Raw genomic sequence first — 15,774 nt, forward strand, 5'->3', positions numbered from 1 at the left:
GTGCTGCCGCGGGTACCTCAGGCAGGATCGGGGTGTGGATGGTCGGGGGCTGGCTCGCGCGTACTACGACGACGTGGTCGGTCCGTTGCTCGCAGTACAGGGGCTGCCGCACGCGGCCGGGCGGTTGGGGAGCGGGTCCGACGTGCTCGGGCTCGACGACGCCACCTCCCGCGATCACGACTGGGGCCTGCGGCTGACGCTCCTGGTTGACGAGGACCGCCGGGACGAGGTGGACGCGTTCCTGGCCGCGAAGTTGCCGGACACGTACGCCGGGCTGCCGACGCGCTTCCCGTTCACCGGGCAGACCGAGAACATCCACCACGTCGAGGTCTCCTCGGTCGAGGGCTTCGTCATCAGCCGGCTCGGCGCGGATCCCCGCCGTGGATTGTCGACAATCGACTGGTTGACAATGACCGGACAGGCCGTGCTGGAGGTGGTCGGCGGGCCGGTCTTCGTCGACCAGGCCGGCGACCTCACCGCAGTTCGCCACCGCCTGCAGTGGTACCCGGACGACGTCTGGCGGTACGTCGTCGCCTGCGATTGGATGCGGTTGTCCGAGGAGATGCCGTTGATGAGCCGGGCCGGCGAGCTCGGTGACGACCTTGGATCGCGGGTGATCGCGGCCAGGTTGGTCGACATCGCAGTACATCTCGCGTTCATGATCGAGCGCCGCTGGCCGCCGTACCCGAAGTGGCGCGGGACGATGTTCGCCCGGCTGGCGTGTGCGCGCGAGGTCGGTGACGCGCTGCGGAAGACGGTGAAGGCCGACCACTGGCGTTACCGGCAGCAGCAGCTCGCTCGGGCGCTGGAGCATCTGCTCAACCGCCAGCGCGCGGCCGGGCTGCCCGCCCCGGCGCCGGCGACTGTCGACTTCTGGGATCGCCCCTACCTGCACCCGAACGGCGCCATCGCGACCGCGCTCCTGGCCGGCATACCCGACCTGCCGCCGGGCCGGGGCAGCGTCGAACAACGCTCGGACAACGTCGCCGTGCTGACCGACGCCACCGCCCGCCGGGCACTGATCACCTAGCTGCGGAACGCCCGGCGATAGGCGTCCGGCGGCACAGCCACGACCCGCTTGAACTGCCGCCGCAACGTCGTCGCCGTACCCATGCCGGTGGCGACCGCGATCGACTCCACGCTCTGATCCGTCTTCTCCAGCAGCTCCTGCGCACGCCGCACCCGCTGCGTCAGCAACCACTGCAGCGGCGTCTGCCCGGTCACCGCCCGGAACTGCCGGCCGAGATGGCGTGGGCTCGTGTTCACCCGCCGAGCCATGTCCGTCACCGTCAACGGCTGATCCAGCCGCTCGAGTACCCACGACTGCAGCTGCGCGAGCCTGTTGTCCCCACTCACCTCAAACGGCGTCGCCACGAACTGCGCCTGACCACCAGACCGGTGCGGCGGTACGACGAGCCGCCGAGCAACGCTGTTGGCCACACTCGCGCCGTGGTCGAGGTGGATCAGATGCAGACTGAGATCCACCGCCGCCGCCTTGCCGGCCGACGTGAGCACACTGCCGTTGTCTGTGTAGAGCACATCCGGGTCGACCTCGGCCAGCGGATAGCGCTCGCTGAGCACGTCAGTGTGCGCCCAGTGCGTCGTAGCCCGCCGACCGTCCAGCAGCCCCGCCGCTCCGAGTACGAACGCGCCCGTGCACAGCGACGCGACCCGTGCTCCTGCCTCATGGGCCGCGCGTACGGCGTCGATCAGCTCGACCGGAGGCGGTTCGTCCACATCGGCACAGGCCGGCACGATCACAGTGTCGGCCCTGACGAGACGCCCCAGGCCGGCATCGGGCTCGACCGAGAACGGCCCGACCTTGACCGGCCCCGGTCCGCAAAGCTGGACGTCGTACCAGCTCTCGGCAGCCTCAAGCGGCGGGTTGCCGAAGATCTCGTACGCGACGCCGAGCTCGAAGTGCAGGAGGTGGCCGGCGGTCGCCAGTGCGACGGTGTGCATGTCCGAAAGTGTACGCATGGTGTCGTTCCGGACTCTCACACCGGAGGCCGCCGAACCGCCAGACTTTCGGTCGAACCCACCACCGGAGGAACGAGAACATGACTGCAGTCGCCGTCTACGGAGCCACCGGCCACACCGGCCGGTTCGTCGTCGCCGAGCTCGCCGCCCGCGGCTACACGCCGATCGGATCCGGCCGCCGGGCCGAGGCCGGCCGCCAGGCGAGCGTGGACGACCCGGACGCGCTCGACCGCGCGCTCGACGGCGCCGAGGCGGTCATCAACGCCGCCGGACCGTTCGCCACCACGGCCGGTCCGCTGGTCGCGGCGGCACAGCGGGCCGGGATCCCGTACGTCGACGTCGCCGCCGAGATCGAGGCGAACGTGTCGACCTTCGCCGACCACGCCAAGGCCGAGACCCCGATCGTGCCGGCGATGGCCTTCTTCGGCGGCCTCGGCGACCTGCTGGTCACCGCGGCGATGGGGGAGCGGACCGCGGCCGACGAGATCCAGGTCGCCTACGGCCTGTCGAGCTGGCGTCCCACGGAAGGCACGCGGATCGCCGGGCAGGTGTCGCACGACCGTCGCGGCGGTCGCCGGGTCCGCTTCCGGAACTCCGCGCTGGAGTACCACGAGGACGAGTTGGTGCGGCAGGACTGGGACTTCCCAGCGCCGCTCGGGAGCCGTGAGGTGATCGCCGAGTTCAGCATGGCCGACATCGTCACGGTGCCCAGCCACCTCGCCGTCCGCGACGTGCGCACCTACATGGCCGTCGAGGCCGCGACCGATCTCTCGGCTCCGGGCACGCCGACGCGGGACGAGGCTGACCCCGACCAGAGCTTCGTCGTCGACGTCGTGGTGCGGGCTGACGGAGTCGAGCGGCGGGCCGTCGCTCGCGGCCGGGACATCTACGCGGTGACCGCGCCGCTGGCGGTGGAGGCGGTGCAGCGGCTGCTGAAGGGGCAGACCCGGACGACCGGCGTGGCCTCGGCCGGGGCAATGTTCGACGCTGCTGATTTCCTCCGGGCGCTGACGCCGTACATCGAGGTCGAGCTGCCGTAGCCCCCAGGCTGCGAGAAGATGTGAGCCTCCCTGCAGCACGTACCGCCCACGTCCAGCTGGAGGCCGCCCCATGCAGTTCACTCGTCGCGACTTTCTCAAGGTGGGCGGCGGTGTGGTCGCCGCAGCCGCCCTCCCCGCCGCCCCGGCGTTCGCCGCAACCATCGACTACACCGCCCGTACGACGTTCGACGACTGGGACCGGCTGTTCCAGCAGGGCGGTCCCGGCCAGCCGGACCAGCCGAACGACAACACCAACGCCGACGGCCGGTCCGGCATGCTCGCGTGGAGCCAGTCGTACGTGCTCCTCGGGCTGGTCCGGATGTACGAGACGTACCGCGACACCTACTACCTGGACCGGTTGATCGACAACGTCGACCAGGTCCTCGCGGTCCGCGACAGCGAGCGCGGCGTGACCGACTACCGCGGTCTGTCGCTGCCTGCGTGGCGGGCGGACCACCCGTACACCACCGGCTACACGACACTTGCCGACAGCAACGGACAGCCGGTGCTGGAGCTTCGGCAGGCGCTCCCGTACGCCGAGGACACCAAGGTGACCGTGACAGCGGGATCCCGGCCGGACACCTTCACGGTCAGGCTGGTCAACACCCAGGTCAACCGCACGGTCACGCACACCGAGCTGTCGATGGACCCGGCCAGCCCGGACTTTGCGGTGAGCCGGATCTACGCGGCCGCGCCGGGGCCGTTGCAGTTGACTGCACGCGCCGTGTCCCAAGGCGTGCCGGTCCTGGGGGAGTTCCCGATGCTGACCAAGCCGGTGATCTTCGCCGTACACACCGGGATGATCACGTACCCGATCGCGAGTTTCGTGCGACTGGTGTGCGGCTCACCGGTGCTGCGGCAACGGTACTGGGCGAAGGCGGCCGAGTATCTGACCGCGTGCCGCGAGGCGGTCGCCGTACATGACTGGGAATACCGCGAGACCGCGGCGGGCGGCGGGTACCTGATCTGGCCGAAGGAGCAGCCGCTCGCGTACGACGGGTGCGAGCAGCCGATCAACCAGTCACTCGGACTCGGGCAGACGCTGGTCGAGCTCGCGCTGGCGACCGGCGATCGCGGGTACCGGCGGAAGGTGGCGGCGCTGGCGAAGATGTTCGCCGGACAGCTCGCGGTGGACGCCGGCGACGCCTACCAGTGGCGGTACTGGCCGATGGGCGGCAAGGTGTACGACGGCTTCGTGAAGACGGGCTCTCCGGACACGGACGTCTCGATCTTCACGCCTTCCGGCGGCCCGGCCCGGCAGTTCGAGGACATCAGTCACGGCGCGATCGACGTCGAGTTCGCCGTCCGCGCCTTCCGCGCCCGCCTCGGCTTCACCGGCGCCGATATGGACCGGCTCGCCCGCACCTACACCCAGAACGTCGCCACCACCGACCCCGACGGCCTGCCGGCCATCCACACCACGGTCGCCGGCACCACCCTCGGTGCCGCCTCCGTAGCCCACCAAGCACCCCGCTGGATGCAAGCGACGCCTTGGGACCCGGCCGTCCACGCCCACTGCCTGGCCCTCTACAACCGCTACCAACCAACTCCCGAACGCGACGGCCAGCAAGCGATCGGGTTCGGCTGGCTGCTGGCCAACGTCGCCTACCTCAACTGGGGCGCGAAGTACGTCAGCTGACTACACGGCGTGGTCGGCGGCCGCCGTGGCATGATCGTGGGGTGGCTGGGGCGAAGGATGTGCGTGACCTGGCGTTGCTGCGGCGGGTGAAGGACCGGATCGACCGGGAGTTCGCGCAGCCGCTGGACGTCGAGGCGCTGGCGCGTGGGGTGAACATGTCGGCGGGACATCTCAGCCGGCAGTTCAAGCAGGCGTACGGCGAGGCGCCGTACAGCTACCTGATGACGCGGCGGATCGAGCGTGCGATGGCGCTGTTGCGGATGGGTGAGCTGAGCGTGACCGAGATCTGCTTCGCGGTCGGCTGCTCGTCGCTCGGGACCTTCAGCACCCGCTTCACCGAGCTCGTCGGCGTGCCGCCGAGCGTCTACCGCGAGCAGGAGGCGGAGGCGACCAAGGGGATCCCGGCGTGCATGGCCAAGCAGGTGACCAGACCGATCAGGAATCGAGAAGCGCCGGCCGGTGACCGCCAACTAGCGTGACGGTCATGGACATCACGATCAACCAGACCTACCTCCCGCACAACGACCCGGACGCCGCGATCGCCTTCTACCGCGACGTACTCGGCTTCGAGGTCCGCAACGACGTCGGCTACCAGGGCCTGCGCTGGATCACCGTCGGCCCGGTCGGCCAGCCGGTGTCGATCGTGCTCTACCCGCCGGAGGCCACCCCCGGTCTCACCGACGACGAGCGCCGTACCGTCACCGAGATGATGGCCAAGGGCACTTACGCCAGCATCAACCTCGGCACCCCGGACCTGGCCGCCACCTTCGCCAAGATCGAGGCCGCCGACGCCGAGGTCGTCCAGGAGCCGACCGACCAGCCGTACGGCGTCCGCGACTGCGCCTTCCGCGACCCGGCCGGCAACATGGTCCGGATCGCCCAGTCCTGACCGACCGACCTGATTAAATCGACCCAGGGGACGCGACGGGGGCAGCGCACGCATGCCCCCGCCCGACGGATGGAGACCACGATGCCCAAGGCCGGCACCAAGCCTGAGCAGCACGCCGCGGACAGCCACGACCTGATCCGGGTCCAGGGCGCCCGCGAGAACAACCTGAAGGACATCAGCGTCGAGCTCCCGAAGCGCCGGCTGACGGTGTTCACCGGGGTGTCCGGCTCGGGCAAGAGCTCACTGGTGTTCGAGACGATCGCCGCGGAGTCGCAGCGGATGATCAACGAGACCTACAGCGCGTTCCTGCAGGGCTTCATGCCGAACCTGTCGCGTCCCGAGGTCGACATGCTGGACGGCCTGACCACGGCGATCATCGTGGACCAGGAGCGGATGGGCGCCAACCCCCGCTCCACGGTCGGCACCGCCACCGACGCCAACGCGATGCTGCGGATCCTGTACAGCCGGCTCGGCAAACCCCATGTCGGCCCGCCGACGGCGTACTCCTTCAACGTCCCGAAGCGGACCGCGACCGGCTCGATGGTCGCGGACAAGGGCGCCGGCGAGAAGACCGTCGTACGCAACGCCGTCTACCACGGCGGCATGTGCCCCAAGTGCGAGGGCATGGGGTCGGTCAACGACTTCGACCTGACCGCGCTGTACGACGAGAACAAGTCGCTCAACGAGGGCGCGCTGACCATCCCGGGCTACAGCATGGAGGGCTGGTACGGCCGGATCTACCGCGGCTGCGGCTACTTCAACCCGGACAAGCCGATCAAGAAGTACACCAAGAAGGAACTGCACGACCTGCTCTACCGGGAGCCGACCAAGGTCAAGGTCGAGGGCATCAACCTGACCTACACCGGCCTGATCCCGCAGATCCAGAAGTCGTTCCTGTCCAAGGACGTCGACGCGATGCAGCCGCACATCCGCGCCTTCGTCGAGCGCGCGGTGACGTTCACGACCTGCCCGGACTGCAACGGCACCCGGCTCAGCAAGGAAGCGCTGTCGTCGAAGATCAAGGGCAAGAACATCGCCGACCTGTGCACGATGCAGATCAGCGACCTGGCCGACTGGATCCGCGGCCTCGACGAGCCGTCGGTCGGGCCGCTGCTGGCCGGCCTGCAGCACCTGCTCGACTCGTTCGACGAGATCGGCCTCGGCTACCTGTCGCTGGACCGCCCCGCGGGCACGCTGTCCGGGGGAGAGGCGCAGCGGACCAAGATGATCCGCCACCTCGGTTCCTCGCTCACCGACGTGACGTACGTGTTCGACGAGCCGACGATCGGCCTGCACCCGCACGACATCGAGCGGATGAACAACCTGCTGCTGCAGCTTCGCGACAAGGGCAACACCGTCCTCGTCGTCGAGCACAAGCCCGAGACGATCGCGATCGGCGACCACGTCGTCGACCTCGGCCCGGGCGCCGGCTCGGCCGGCGGCACGGTCTGCTACGAGGGCACCGTCGAGGGCCTGCGCAAGAGCGACACCACCACCGGCCGCCACCTCGACGACCGCGCGAAGCTGAAGGAGACGGTCCGCGACTCCAACGGCAAGCTCGAGGTACGGCGCGCGTCGACCAACAACCTGCGCAACGTCAATGTCGACATCCCGCTCGGCATGCTCTGCGTCGTGACCGGCGTGGCCGGCTCCGGCAAGAGCTCGCTGATCCACGGCTCGGTGGCCGGCCGCGAAGGCGTCGTCGTGATCGACCAGGGCGCGATCCGGGGATCCCGGCGGTCCAACCCGGCGACGTACACCGGTCTGCTGGACCCGATCCGCAAGGCGTTCGCCAAGGCCAACGGCGTGAAGCCCGCGCTGTTCAGCTCGAACTCCGAAGGCGCCTGCCCGACCTGCAACGGCGCCGGCATCATCTACACCGAGCTGGGCGTCATGGCGACCGTCGAGTCGACCTGCGAGGAGTGCGAAGGCCGCCGATTCCAGGCGTCGGTGCTGGAGTACACGCTCGGCGGACGGAACATCGCGGAGGTGCTCGCGACGCCCGTCTCCGAGGCGCTGGAGTTCTTCGCCGACGGCGAGGCCCGGACGCCGGCCGCCGAGAAGATCCTGGACCGGATGGCCGACGTCGGCCTCGGCTACCTGACGCTCGGCCAGCCGCTGACCACGCTGTCCGGCGGCGAGCGCCAGCGGCTCAAGCTGGCCACGCAGATGGGCGAGAAGGGCGACGTCTACATCCTCGACGAGCCGACCACCGGCCTGCACCTGGCCGACGTCGAACAACTCCTCGGCCTGCTGGACCGCCTCGTCGACTCCGGCAAGTCGGTGATCGTCATCGAGCACCACCAAGCCGTGATGGCCCACGCCGACTGGATCATCGACCTGGGCCCCGGCGCCGGCCACGACGGCGGCAAGGTCGTCTTCGAAGGCACCCCGTCCGACCTGATCGCCAAGAAGTCCACCCTCACCGGCGAACACCTGGCCGCCTACGTCGCCTGACGCCGTCCGCCTGCGGGTGTCACGGGCTGCGGAGGGACCGGGCGGCTCGGGCCGCCTGGGCGGCGACGCCGGGGATGCTCGAGGTGATGAAGGAGCCGCCGCCGAGGTCTCCGACGACGTGCACCCTTGGATCGGCGGGAATCAGCCCGCCGGACGGGTGCAGGGTGGCGAGACCGGTCTGCGTCAGCGAGCGGACGAGGTCCCGGCTCATGGCCGGGACCGCTTGCGGTGGCGGGTTCACGGCGTTGACAACGAACTGGGCGGTGGTCAGTTCGTTGCCGTGGGCCCGGAACCGGCCGTTGTCCTCCTCGATCGCCTGAAGCCCGGGGACGAGGGTGAGCTGGCCGGCGTCCAGGAGCCGCATCAAGGTGGCGGCGTTCACTGGGACCATCGGCGACGCCACGCTGGCCGCCGTACGGAGATGACGTCGTACGAGCGCCCGATCGGCCTCCGGCAACAACCGCCACACGAACGGTCCGACCGTGTGCGCGGCCTCCTGCAGTACCCGGCGGCCGATACTGGGATCGTCGATCGCCGCGATCTGCCGCCGGAGCCGCTCGACCGGATCATCGGTCTCCGTGCCCAGCAGCTCAGCCAAGAACTCGTTCAAGTTCTCATCCGCCAGCTCCGCGCGGAACAGCTCGACGAGCTGATCGAGAGTGACCATCCCCAACCCGGCAACCCGTTCGGTGGTCAGGTGCTGCGGGCGCCGCTCGTTCGGCCGCTGCCAGACGTGCGGCAGAACGCCACTGCGTGAGAGCAGCGTGATCCGTCCCGTGTGCCCGCGCGCAGCCAGCGAGACGACGACGTCCACTGCGGTCAGCCCGCTGCCGATGACCGCCACATCGCTCTCAGCAGGTACGCCATCGAGCGTCTGCGCCAGCGGATACGGGTCCGCGATGAAGCCTTCGGTGCCCGCGAGGCCGTACAGGTCCGGGGGAGTCCCGCCACCCACGCACAGCGCCACCTGTGTTGCCGGGTGCTCGTGGCCGTCCTGCGTGCGCACCACGAGACGTGCTTCGGTACGTCGCACTTCCGTCACTCGAGCCGGTACGACGCGGACCAGCCACCCCTGCTCGCCTAACGCGGCTATCGCCTTCTCGGCCGTGTCCGCCAGATACTCGCCGTACACCGCGCGTGGCACCAGCGGCTGGCCCAGCAGTTGGTCGAGGTGCTCCGCGCCGCGATTTCCCAGCCAGGCGGCGTAGTGCCCGAAGTCGCCGCTCCTGATCGACATGATGGCCGGCGGCGCGTTCACCAGCACCGACTCCAGGTCCGGGCCGTACGGCCGACCACGCCACAACTGCGGCGACGGCTCGAAAACGCTCACCGTGCCCGCACCTGATCGGCCGCGTCCTTGGTCGCCCGGCCTGGCAGCCAGCGCATCGAGCAGCCCGACAGCCGCCGCGCCCCCTCCGACGATCGCAATCTCCATGATCTCCCTCTCGTTGACGTCCACCTCGACCCTCGCCGCCCGCACCCGCGATCCCCATCCCCCGCGAACAGGCGATCGACAGCGCGCTGACCCCCTCAAACGAGGGATGGTGCGTTGTGGGGGACCGGGCACACTGGTCGGCGGAGGGATGTGGATGACTGATCACCGCCGGGCGGTGCTGTCGGCTGCCGAGCGGGCCGTTAACGGGGTTGACCTGTTCAGTCGCGTCTCAGCGGGGTTGCGGCGGCGGGTGCCGTTCCACTCGGCCGTGTGGACGGCGTCCGACCCGGAGACCGGTCTGATCACGGCGCCGATGCTGGTCGAGAACCTCGGCTCCGGAGACGGCTGCGCCACCTACTGGGAGAGCGAGCTGCTCGAGGAGAACGTCGTACCGTTCCGCGACCTCGCCCGCGCGACTGTCCCGGCTGCGGGCTTGCGCGCCGCGACCGGCGGTCTGCCCGCCCGCAGCGCCCGCTTCCGGCGGTTGCTGGCCGGTCAAGGTGTGTACGACGAACTCCGCGTCGTACTGCGGATCGGCGACCGGCCGTGGGGGCTGGTGAGCCTGTTCCGCACCACCGACGCCTTCAGCCCGGACGACATCGCGCTGCTCGCGGACCTGTCCCGCCCGCTGGCCGAACGGCTGCGCGAGTTCGCCCGGCCCAGCGAGACCGCGCCCCGCACGGACTCGCCGGCGCCCGGCCTGATCCTCTTCGACGAGACCGGCGCGGCCACGTCCATCAACGACGAGGCCCGCCATCACCTCTCTACGCTGCCGACGGGACCCAGCTTCCCCTCGCCACTCGGGCTGAAGCTCCCCATCTGGGTGATCGGTACGGCGCTCCAGGCGCGAGCGATCGCAGACGGACGCGACCATGGCAACGCCCGGATACGTCTGCGAACGGCCGACGGCCGCTGGCTGGTTTGTCATGCCTCTTGTCTCAACGGTCCTGGTGGCCGGCCGGGCCCGGTGGCTCTCGTCCTCGAGCCTGCAACGACTGCCGATCTGGCCGTCCTGATCGCCGACGCCTACGGCCTGACGTCACGCGAGCTTCAGATCACCCAGCTGGTCGCGCGCGGAATGACCACGGCCGAGATCGCCTCGACACTGTTCATCTCCCCGCACACAGTCCGCGACCACCTCAAAATGGTCTTCAGCAAGGCGCACGTCTCCACCCGAGGCGAGCTCGTAGCGCGCCTCTTCACCGAGCACTACTGGCCGGCCCTACCCGAGCCCACGTCCACTCGAGCTCCAGGTCAGCGGGTGCGGTCGTAGATCAGGGCGATTTCGCCGTCCGGGCCGGCGGTCTGGCTGGTCAGGGTCCACTGGTTCTCCGGGAGAGCGCCGTCGAACAGTTGGGGGCCGTTGCCGAGGAAGATCGGGAAGATCATCAGTGCCAGGCGGTCGACCTGGTCGGCTGCCAGCAGTGCCTTGATGACGCTGGCGCTGGAGAACACGACGATGTCGCCGCCCTCGGTCGCCTTGAGCTCGTTCACCACGTCGACAGTAGGATTGTCGACAATCGTCGTACGGTCCCAGGGCGCCTCGGTGAGGGTGGACGACAGCACCACCTTGTCGGTGTCGACGAGCCACTTCGCGAACGCCTCGTCGCGCGGGTCGGCGCCCTCCATGCCGATGACCGTGGGCCAGAACCCCAGGAAACCTTCGGCGTTGACCCGGCCGAGCAGCGCCGTCGTGGCCGGCTCGAAGAGGCTCGTCATGTGGTTGCGTGCGACATCGGTGATGGCGTACGGCAGCACCCAGCCCATGTCGAGCGGATCGGTCTTGGCGTACCGGCCGTCGATGGACAGGCTCATGTTGGTCACGACCCGGCGGCCGCTGGTCTGCTCGGTCATTTCTTGCTCCTCAAGTCGGTGTTCTGCAGGGTCGCCACGAGCTTGTCGAGGCTCTGGCCGAAGCCCAGTTCGATCCCGGCGATGAAGTCCGCGGAGTCGACGGTGCTGTCGGTGATGCGGTAGAGGACGTCCAGCTCGGTGCCGGCGTCAGTACTGCGGAGGTCGAAGTCGACCTGCGCCGTGAAGGCGATGCTGCCGTCGGGCAGCGTGGGGGAGAGGCGGTAGGAGAGGCCCTCCCCTGGGCGCGCTTCGTCGACGGTTCCCTCGCCCCGTCCGGCAACCTGCTCGGTGCCGCCGGTGTCCTCGAGGTCGCGGTACTCCAGGACGATCCGGCCGCCTGGGCGCGGCTCGAAGATCAGCTCAGAGACACGCAGGTCGTCCGGCGTCCACCAGAGGGTCAGCAGATCCGTCTCGGTCAGATGCCGCCAGACCAGCTCGGGATCGCCGGCCAGCGAACGGTGGAACCCGAACGTCCGACCGTCCGCCCATCCCGGCGCCTCGGCAGCGAGCCGCTCCGCTTCGAGGCTGAGCCCGTGACGGTCGAACGCCGTACGTGCCCCACCAGGCTGATCCACGGCGTCGGCGAGCCGGCTGAGCGCGGTCGCGAGATCCCGCAGGGGAGTGGCCTGCAACGCGTAGATGCGCCGCTGCCCTGTCCGCTGCGAGATCACGATGCCGGCCCGCTCGAGCGTCTGCAGGTGCTTCGTCGTCTGCGGCTGCCGCGCCTGCGCAAGCTCCGCGAGTACGCCGACCGACCTCGGGCGTTCGGCCAACAGCGTCACCAGGCGCCACCGCGCCGGGTCCGCCAAGGCACTGATCACTGCGTCCATGACTCCGATTATTCACACGGACGAATATTCGTGTCAAGGAATAACTTCCGCGAACCCACGAACTTGTCGGTCGCGGATGGCAGGGTGACTCTCACCTGAGCCGGAAGAACGGAGCGACCTGATGAGCCGCGAGGTCCAAATCACCTTCGACGCCCACGACCCGCGGGCGCTGTCGACCTTCTGGCGCGACGTCCTGGGCTACGTGCATCCTGGGCCGCCCGGGGTCGAGCTTCCGGAGGGCGCTGATCCGCTGGCTGCGTGGGACGAGTTCCTGGAGCGCATCGGCGTACCGGAAGACCAGCGCAACACCAGGTCGGCCATCGAGGACCCGGACGGCAACCACCCACGCGTCTTCTTCCAGCAAGTCCCGGAAGGCAAGACCGTCAAGAACCGCGTTCATCTGGACGTCCGTGCAGCCCCGGGCCTCGAAGGCGACGAACGAATGGCCGCTCTGGAAGCCGAGTGCACCCGCCTCGAAGCCCTAGGCGCAACCCGGGGATACCGCGTCGATCCGGCGCCCCCGATGGAAGCCGGCTTCATCACCATGCAAGACCCCGAAGGCAACGAATTCTGCCTGGACTGACACCCCCTCGATAAAGTCGAAGTGGAGCAGGCCCGGCCAGTCCAAGCTCGTGACAGCCTAGGAAGGACACCGTCATGTCGGAGCTTCTCGTCGATTTCATCACCTCCCTCGACGGCTACGCATCGGGACAGGGATGGCCCGGGTTCTGGGGCCTCGAGGGACCGGAGTACCTCGCATGGCTCGGTGAGCAGCCCGAGGTCACCTACCTGATGGGAGCGAACACCTACCGCCTGATGTCGGGCTTCGCCGCCGGCGAGGTCCCGAGTGGCCAAGACGAGTTCAGTCCCGACGAAGAGGCGTCCGTCGACGAGCTCACGCAAGCGACCAAGGTGGTGTTCTCGTCCTCACTCGAGGAGCCGCTGACGTGGGCCAACTCCACGCTCGTCCGCGACGACGCCGTCGAGGCGGTCCGCGCCATGAAGTCCAGTGGGACGGGGATCCTCAGCACGATCGGCAGCATCAGCCTGTGCCGGTCCCTGCTACGAGCCGGACTCGTCGACCGCTTCCGGGTCGGGATGTTCCCGGTGATCACCGGGGCCACGGGCGAAGAACGCATCTACGACGGCTATCCGGACGTCGCCCTCGAGATGATCGAGCACCGCACCTTCGACGGCCGCATCCAACTGGTCGAGTACAAGCCCCGCGTCCTCGACCACCCGCCACTCGGCGCCCCCGCGTAACACCGCCCCTGGAAACCTGCATCTAACGCAGGAAACCATCTACTTCTGCTCCCGCTGTTCAACTGGCAGGAACGGGAGTTGAAGAGCCGGGAGTAGGACGGACAGCAGGGGTAGCAGAGCCAACGGATGTCGGCACCGGCTCAGCTGAGGCGGACGAGGATCGGTCCGGGAGCGGCGATGCGATCGCTGTCGCTTAGTTGAGCCCCGAGGCGTGCGCCGCCTATTGTCCGGCCAGCTTGGCCACGACCGGCGCGAGTGTGTCGGCGAAGTCGGCGCCGATGACGAAATAGGAGAAGCCGATCTCCTCGCGTCGGCGTTGGATTTCTTCGGCGGCTGCCGCGGGGTCACTCGGAAGTATGACGAGCGAGTCGGCCGCGCGGAGCGCTGCGGTGTCGAGGTTGGGCGGCGCCATGAACGGAGCGACACGGTCACCGACGGCGGCGACGTGCTGGGCGAGTTCGATGTCCCGGCGGCCGGCAAGGTCGCGTACCCGGTGCGTGGTTTCGACCCGATCATCGTCCGGTGCGAGTACGAACGTGACTGCGTCAGCAACTTCGAGCGCCAGCGCCTGCGACTTCGGTCCGCTCACCGCCATGACCACCGGCGTGTGCAGATCGGGGCCATCGAACGTCCGCAGGGCGGCCACGGTCTCGCGCATCCTGGCACGACGCTCAGCTGGGGAGACTGCAGGCAGCCCCAGCTCGACTTCGATCCCGGGTCGGCCGGCGCCGATGCCCATTTCGAAGCGGCCTTCGGTGAGTACTGAGAGTGAGTGAGCCTCCCATGCTGTACTCCATGGTTCGCGCAGCGCGGCGGCATAGACCCACGAGCCGATCCGCAGGTCAGCGAGCGTGGCCGCGGTCGCCAGCGTGGGGCCAAGTGCTGGTTGCCACGTAGGAACGTCGGGCATCAGCAACGTTGAGTAACCGCTGTCGGCGATGCGGCGCACGCGGTCTCGCCACGCCGGCAGGTCAGAACCGATCGGCGCAACGACCCCGAATCGGTATGGTCTGGTCACTGGCTTGGCCTTGTCGTTCATCGTGGTTCTCCTCGAGTCTGGAACCTTGTCCGGTTGCCCTCTCCACGAACCCGCCACCCAGAATCCGACAACCCCGCCTTTGGAACGTCGACACCTCGATCGGAACTGAACCGCCGTGGTCGGCTGTCCGCAGATTGCGACGTCTGTTGATGAGCTGGGAGTAGGGCAGCCGGAATCGCCCAGATCGCGGCTTGTCGGTGCGCTTGCGCGATGGTCTGCGACCATCTCTGCATGGACCAAACCCTGGACCGGGGCGGACGATCAGCGCTGCACTACGCTGCTCTGGACGGTGACACTGATCAGGTCGTGGCGCTGATTGCCAGCGGTGGAGACGTTGATCTGGCTGACGGCGCAGGCTTCACTCCGCTGGACTTTGCGGCGCAGGAAGGTCACGCCGCCGTGGCGGAGGCACTCATTGGGGCCGGGGCTTCGATCGATGCCCGCAACCGGTTCGGCAACACACCTCTGTGGGTTGCCCTGATGAACGTCCGTGACCAAGAGGGCGAGATTGTGTCCGTCTTGCTGGCCGCCGGGGCCGACCCGGACGCCGAGAACAACCATGGAAGGACGCCTCGGGGGATCGCTGACACCGTCGCGAACTACGACCTCAAGCGCTTCTTCGGGTAGTGCGCGAAGATCGCCGCCAATGGCGCGATTCAGTCGTTCCGACTCCCCATGTTCAACTGGCAGGGACGGGAGTTGATGAGGCGGGAGTAGTGGGGAGCGGACGCCCGGATCGCGCAGTAGCGTGCCTCCGAGCGCGCGCAGAGCGCCAGAAAGTGTGCACTTGAATCTCCCAACGCCAGCCAGCGCCAGGGAGTGCATACCCACCCCGAGCTGGTGGTAGCAGGCGGTAGTAGGTTGTCGGTCCATGCCATCGGTCAAGCAGGTCCAGGTCACCTTCGACTGCATCGAACCCGAGCGCGTCGGTCGGTTCTGGTGCGAGGTGCTGGGGTACGTCGTGCCGCCTCTGGAGGGCTTCGGAACGTGGGACGACTTCCAACACTCGATGCCGCCCGAGGAGCAGGGCTCGTGGTTCGCCTGCGTCGATCCCTCGGGGGTGGGCCCGCGCCTGTACTTCCAGCGCGTGCCCGAAGGCAAGGTGGCCAAGAACCGCGTCCACCTCGACGTGCGGGTCGCCTATGACCTTGAGGGCGAAGAGCGGCTGGCCGCCCTCGAGGCCGAGTGCGCTCGGCTCGTCCCGCTCGGCGCGAGACGCGAGCGACTGCTGTACGACGGCACCGACGCGTGCATGGTCATGCAGGACATAGAGGGCAACGAGTTCTGCCTCACCTGAGGACCCGCCGCACGGTCATCGGCTATGTCCGTGCGTCTGTGCACCAGTTGA

Annotated in this window: 16 protein-coding genes; 11 read left to right on the forward strand and 5 right to left on the reverse strand. The window is 68.7% G+C overall.

What is annotated here, in order from left to right:
- The first annotated feature begins 34 nt into the window (after positions 1 to 34).
- Positions 35 to 1,030, forward strand: a complete 996-nt coding sequence (locus ACIBGM_RS42780) for a DUF4037 domain-containing protein (protein ID WP_396388817.1) — start codon at positions 35 to 37, stop codon at positions 1,028 to 1,030.
- Here ACIBGM_RS42780 and ACIBGM_RS42785 read toward each other — a convergent pair.
- Positions 1,027 to 1,962: a helix-turn-helix domain-containing protein gene (locus ACIBGM_RS42785; protein ID WP_396388818.1), complete on the reverse strand. Its 936-nt coding sequence runs from the start codon at positions 1,960 to 1,962 to the stop codon at positions 1,027 to 1,029. The two genes, ACIBGM_RS42780 and ACIBGM_RS42785, sit on opposite strands and share 4 nt — an antisense overlap.
- A gap of 98 nt (positions 1,963 to 2,060) precedes the next feature.
- Between ACIBGM_RS42785 and ACIBGM_RS42790 the strand changes: the two genes are divergently transcribed.
- From ACIBGM_RS42790 to ACIBGM_RS42810, 5 genes are all read left to right on the forward strand, one after another.
- Positions 2,061 to 3,020 carry a saccharopine dehydrogenase NADP-binding domain-containing protein gene (locus tag ACIBGM_RS42790; protein WP_396388819.1) on the forward strand — a complete coding sequence of 320 codons (960 nt, stop codon included), beginning with the start codon at positions 2,061 to 2,063 and terminating at the stop codon, positions 3,018 to 3,020.
- A 70-nt stretch (positions 3,021 to 3,090) separates the two neighbouring features.
- Positions 3,091 to 4,659 (forward strand): twin-arginine translocation signal domain-containing protein, encoded by a 1,569-nt coding sequence (locus ACIBGM_RS42795; RefSeq protein WP_396388820.1) that lies wholly within the window; start codon positions 3,091 to 3,093, stop codon positions 4,657 to 4,659.
- A gap of 41 nt (positions 4,660 to 4,700) precedes the next feature.
- The gene (locus ACIBGM_RS42800) at positions 4,701 to 5,138 is read left to right on the forward strand and encodes a helix-turn-helix transcriptional regulator (protein ID WP_360520134.1); all 438 of its coding nucleotides are present in this window, start codon (positions 4,701 to 4,703) and stop codon (positions 5,136 to 5,138) included.
- A gap of 5 nt (positions 5,139 to 5,143) precedes the next feature.
- A complete protein-coding gene (locus tag ACIBGM_RS42805) occupies positions 5,144 to 5,548 on the forward strand; it encodes a VOC family protein (RefSeq protein ID WP_360520136.1) in 405 nt (134 codons plus the stop codon).
- 81 nt (positions 5,549 to 5,629) lie between these two features.
- Positions 5,630 to 8,005, forward strand: a complete 2,376-nt coding sequence (locus tag ACIBGM_RS42810) for an ATP-binding cassette domain-containing protein (RefSeq protein WP_396388821.1) — start codon at positions 5,630 to 5,632, stop codon at positions 8,003 to 8,005.
- Between the two features lie 19 nt (positions 8,006 to 8,024).
- Here ACIBGM_RS42810 and ACIBGM_RS42815 read toward each other — a convergent pair whose 3' ends face one another.
- The gene (locus ACIBGM_RS42815; RefSeq protein WP_396388822.1) at positions 8,025 to 9,485 is read right to left on the reverse strand and encodes an FAD/NAD(P)-binding protein; all 1,461 of its coding nucleotides are present in this window, start codon (positions 9,483 to 9,485) and stop codon (positions 8,025 to 8,027) included.
- Between the two features lie 109 nt (positions 9,486 to 9,594).
- Between ACIBGM_RS42815 and ACIBGM_RS42820 the strand changes: the two genes are divergently transcribed.
- Complete coding sequence (locus tag ACIBGM_RS42820; protein ID WP_360520142.1) at positions 9,595 to 10,713, forward strand: LuxR C-terminal-related transcriptional regulator; 1,119 nt, start codon at positions 9,595 to 9,597, stop codon at positions 10,711 to 10,713.
- Here ACIBGM_RS42820 and ACIBGM_RS42825 read toward each other — a convergent pair.
- Both ACIBGM_RS42825 and ACIBGM_RS42830 read right to left on the reverse strand, forming a co-directional pair.
- On the reverse strand, positions 10,695 to 11,294 hold the full coding sequence (locus tag ACIBGM_RS42825) for a dihydrofolate reductase family protein (protein WP_360520144.1): 600 nt from the start codon (positions 11,292 to 11,294) through the stop codon (positions 10,695 to 10,697). The genes ACIBGM_RS42820 and ACIBGM_RS42825 overlap by 19 nt on opposite strands.
- Positions 11,291 to 12,124 (reverse strand): metalloregulator ArsR/SmtB family transcription factor, encoded by an 834-nt coding sequence (locus tag ACIBGM_RS42830; RefSeq protein ID WP_360520146.1) that lies wholly within the window; start codon positions 12,122 to 12,124, stop codon positions 11,291 to 11,293. Before ACIBGM_RS42830 ends, ACIBGM_RS42825 begins: the two co-directional genes overlap by 4 nt.
- 121 nt (positions 12,125 to 12,245) lie before the next feature.
- On the opposite strand from ACIBGM_RS42830, the gene ACIBGM_RS42835 reads away from it, so the two are divergent.
- Together ACIBGM_RS42835 and ACIBGM_RS42840 are read left to right on the forward strand one after the other, a co-directional pair.
- The gene (locus ACIBGM_RS42835) at positions 12,246 to 12,707 is read left to right on the forward strand and encodes a VOC family protein (protein ID WP_360520148.1); all 462 of its coding nucleotides are present in this window, start codon (positions 12,246 to 12,248) and stop codon (positions 12,705 to 12,707) included.
- Between the two features lie 74 nt (positions 12,708 to 12,781).
- The gene (locus ACIBGM_RS42840) at positions 12,782 to 13,387 is read left to right on the forward strand and encodes a dihydrofolate reductase family protein (RefSeq protein ID WP_396388823.1); all 606 of its coding nucleotides are present in this window, start codon (positions 12,782 to 12,784) and stop codon (positions 13,385 to 13,387) included.
- A 220-nt stretch (positions 13,388 to 13,607) separates the two neighbouring features.
- On the opposite strand, the gene ACIBGM_RS42845 is transcribed toward ACIBGM_RS42840, so the two are convergent.
- Positions 13,608 to 14,426, reverse strand: coding sequence for an LLM class flavin-dependent oxidoreductase (locus ACIBGM_RS42845; protein ID WP_396388824.1), 819 nt, complete (start codon positions 14,424 to 14,426; stop codon positions 13,608 to 13,610).
- Between the two features lie 210 nt (positions 14,427 to 14,636).
- Here ACIBGM_RS42845 and ACIBGM_RS42850 point away from each other — a divergent pair, with 210 nt between their 5' ends.
- Both ACIBGM_RS42850 and ACIBGM_RS42855 read left to right on the forward strand, forming a co-directional pair.
- The gene (locus ACIBGM_RS42850; RefSeq protein ID WP_396388825.1) at positions 14,637 to 15,053 is read left to right on the forward strand and encodes an ankyrin repeat domain-containing protein; all 417 of its coding nucleotides are present in this window, start codon (positions 14,637 to 14,639) and stop codon (positions 15,051 to 15,053) included.
- 244 nt (positions 15,054 to 15,297) lie between these two features.
- A complete protein-coding gene (locus ACIBGM_RS42855; protein ID WP_396388826.1) occupies positions 15,298 to 15,723 on the forward strand; it encodes a VOC family protein in 426 nt (141 codons plus the stop codon).
- Positions 15,724 to 15,774: the final 51 nt, after the last annotated feature.

Source organism: Kribbella sp. NPDC050470 (assembly GCF_044458365.1).
Classification (GTDB): Bacteria; Actinomycetota; Actinomycetes; order Propionibacteriales; family Kribbellaceae; genus Kribbella.

Bases quoted from the DNA above. Each gene is read 5' to 3' on its own strand.
- ACIBGM_RS42785 (WP_396388818.1), bottom strand. From the start codon at position 1,962: ATGCACACCGTCGCACTGGCGACCGCCGGCCACCTCCTGCACTTCGAG.
- ACIBGM_RS42790 (WP_396388819.1), top strand. From the start codon at position 2,061: ATGACTGCAGTCGCCGTCTACGGAGCCACCGGCCACACCGGCCGGTTC.
- ACIBGM_RS42795 (WP_396388820.1), top strand. From the start codon at position 3,091: ATGCAGTTCACTCGTCGCGACTTTCTCAAGGTGGGCGGCGGTGTGGTC.
- ACIBGM_RS42805 (WP_360520136.1), top strand. From the start codon at position 5,144: ATGGACATCACGATCAACCAGACCTACCTCCCGCACAACGACCCGGAC.
- ACIBGM_RS42810 (WP_396388821.1), top strand. From the start codon at position 5,630: ATGCCCAAGGCCGGCACCAAGCCTGAGCAGCACGCCGCGGACAGCCAC.
- ACIBGM_RS42820 (WP_360520142.1), top strand. From the start codon at position 9,595: ATGACTGATCACCGCCGGGCGGTGCTGTCGGCTGCCGAGCGGGCCGTT.
- ACIBGM_RS42825 (WP_360520144.1), bottom strand. From the start codon at position 11,294: ATGACCGAGCAGACCAGCGGCCGCCGGGTCGTGACCAACATGAGCCTG.
- ACIBGM_RS42830 (WP_360520146.1), bottom strand. From the start codon at position 12,124: ATGGACGCAGTGATCAGTGCCTTGGCGGACCCGGCGCGGTGGCGCCTG.
- ACIBGM_RS42835 (WP_360520148.1), top strand. From the start codon at position 12,246: ATGAGCCGCGAGGTCCAAATCACCTTCGACGCCCACGACCCGCGGGCG.
- ACIBGM_RS42840 (WP_396388823.1), top strand. From the start codon at position 12,782: ATGTCGGAGCTTCTCGTCGATTTCATCACCTCCCTCGACGGCTACGCA.
- ACIBGM_RS42845 (WP_396388824.1), bottom strand. From the start codon at position 14,426: ATGAACGACAAGGCCAAGCCAGTGACCAGACCATACCGATTCGGGGTC.
- ACIBGM_RS42850 (WP_396388825.1), top strand. From the start codon at position 14,637: ATGGTCTGCGACCATCTCTGCATGGACCAAACCCTGGACCGGGGCGGA.
- ACIBGM_RS42855 (WP_396388826.1), top strand. From the start codon at position 15,298: ATGCCATCGGTCAAGCAGGTCCAGGTCACCTTCGACTGCATCGAACCC.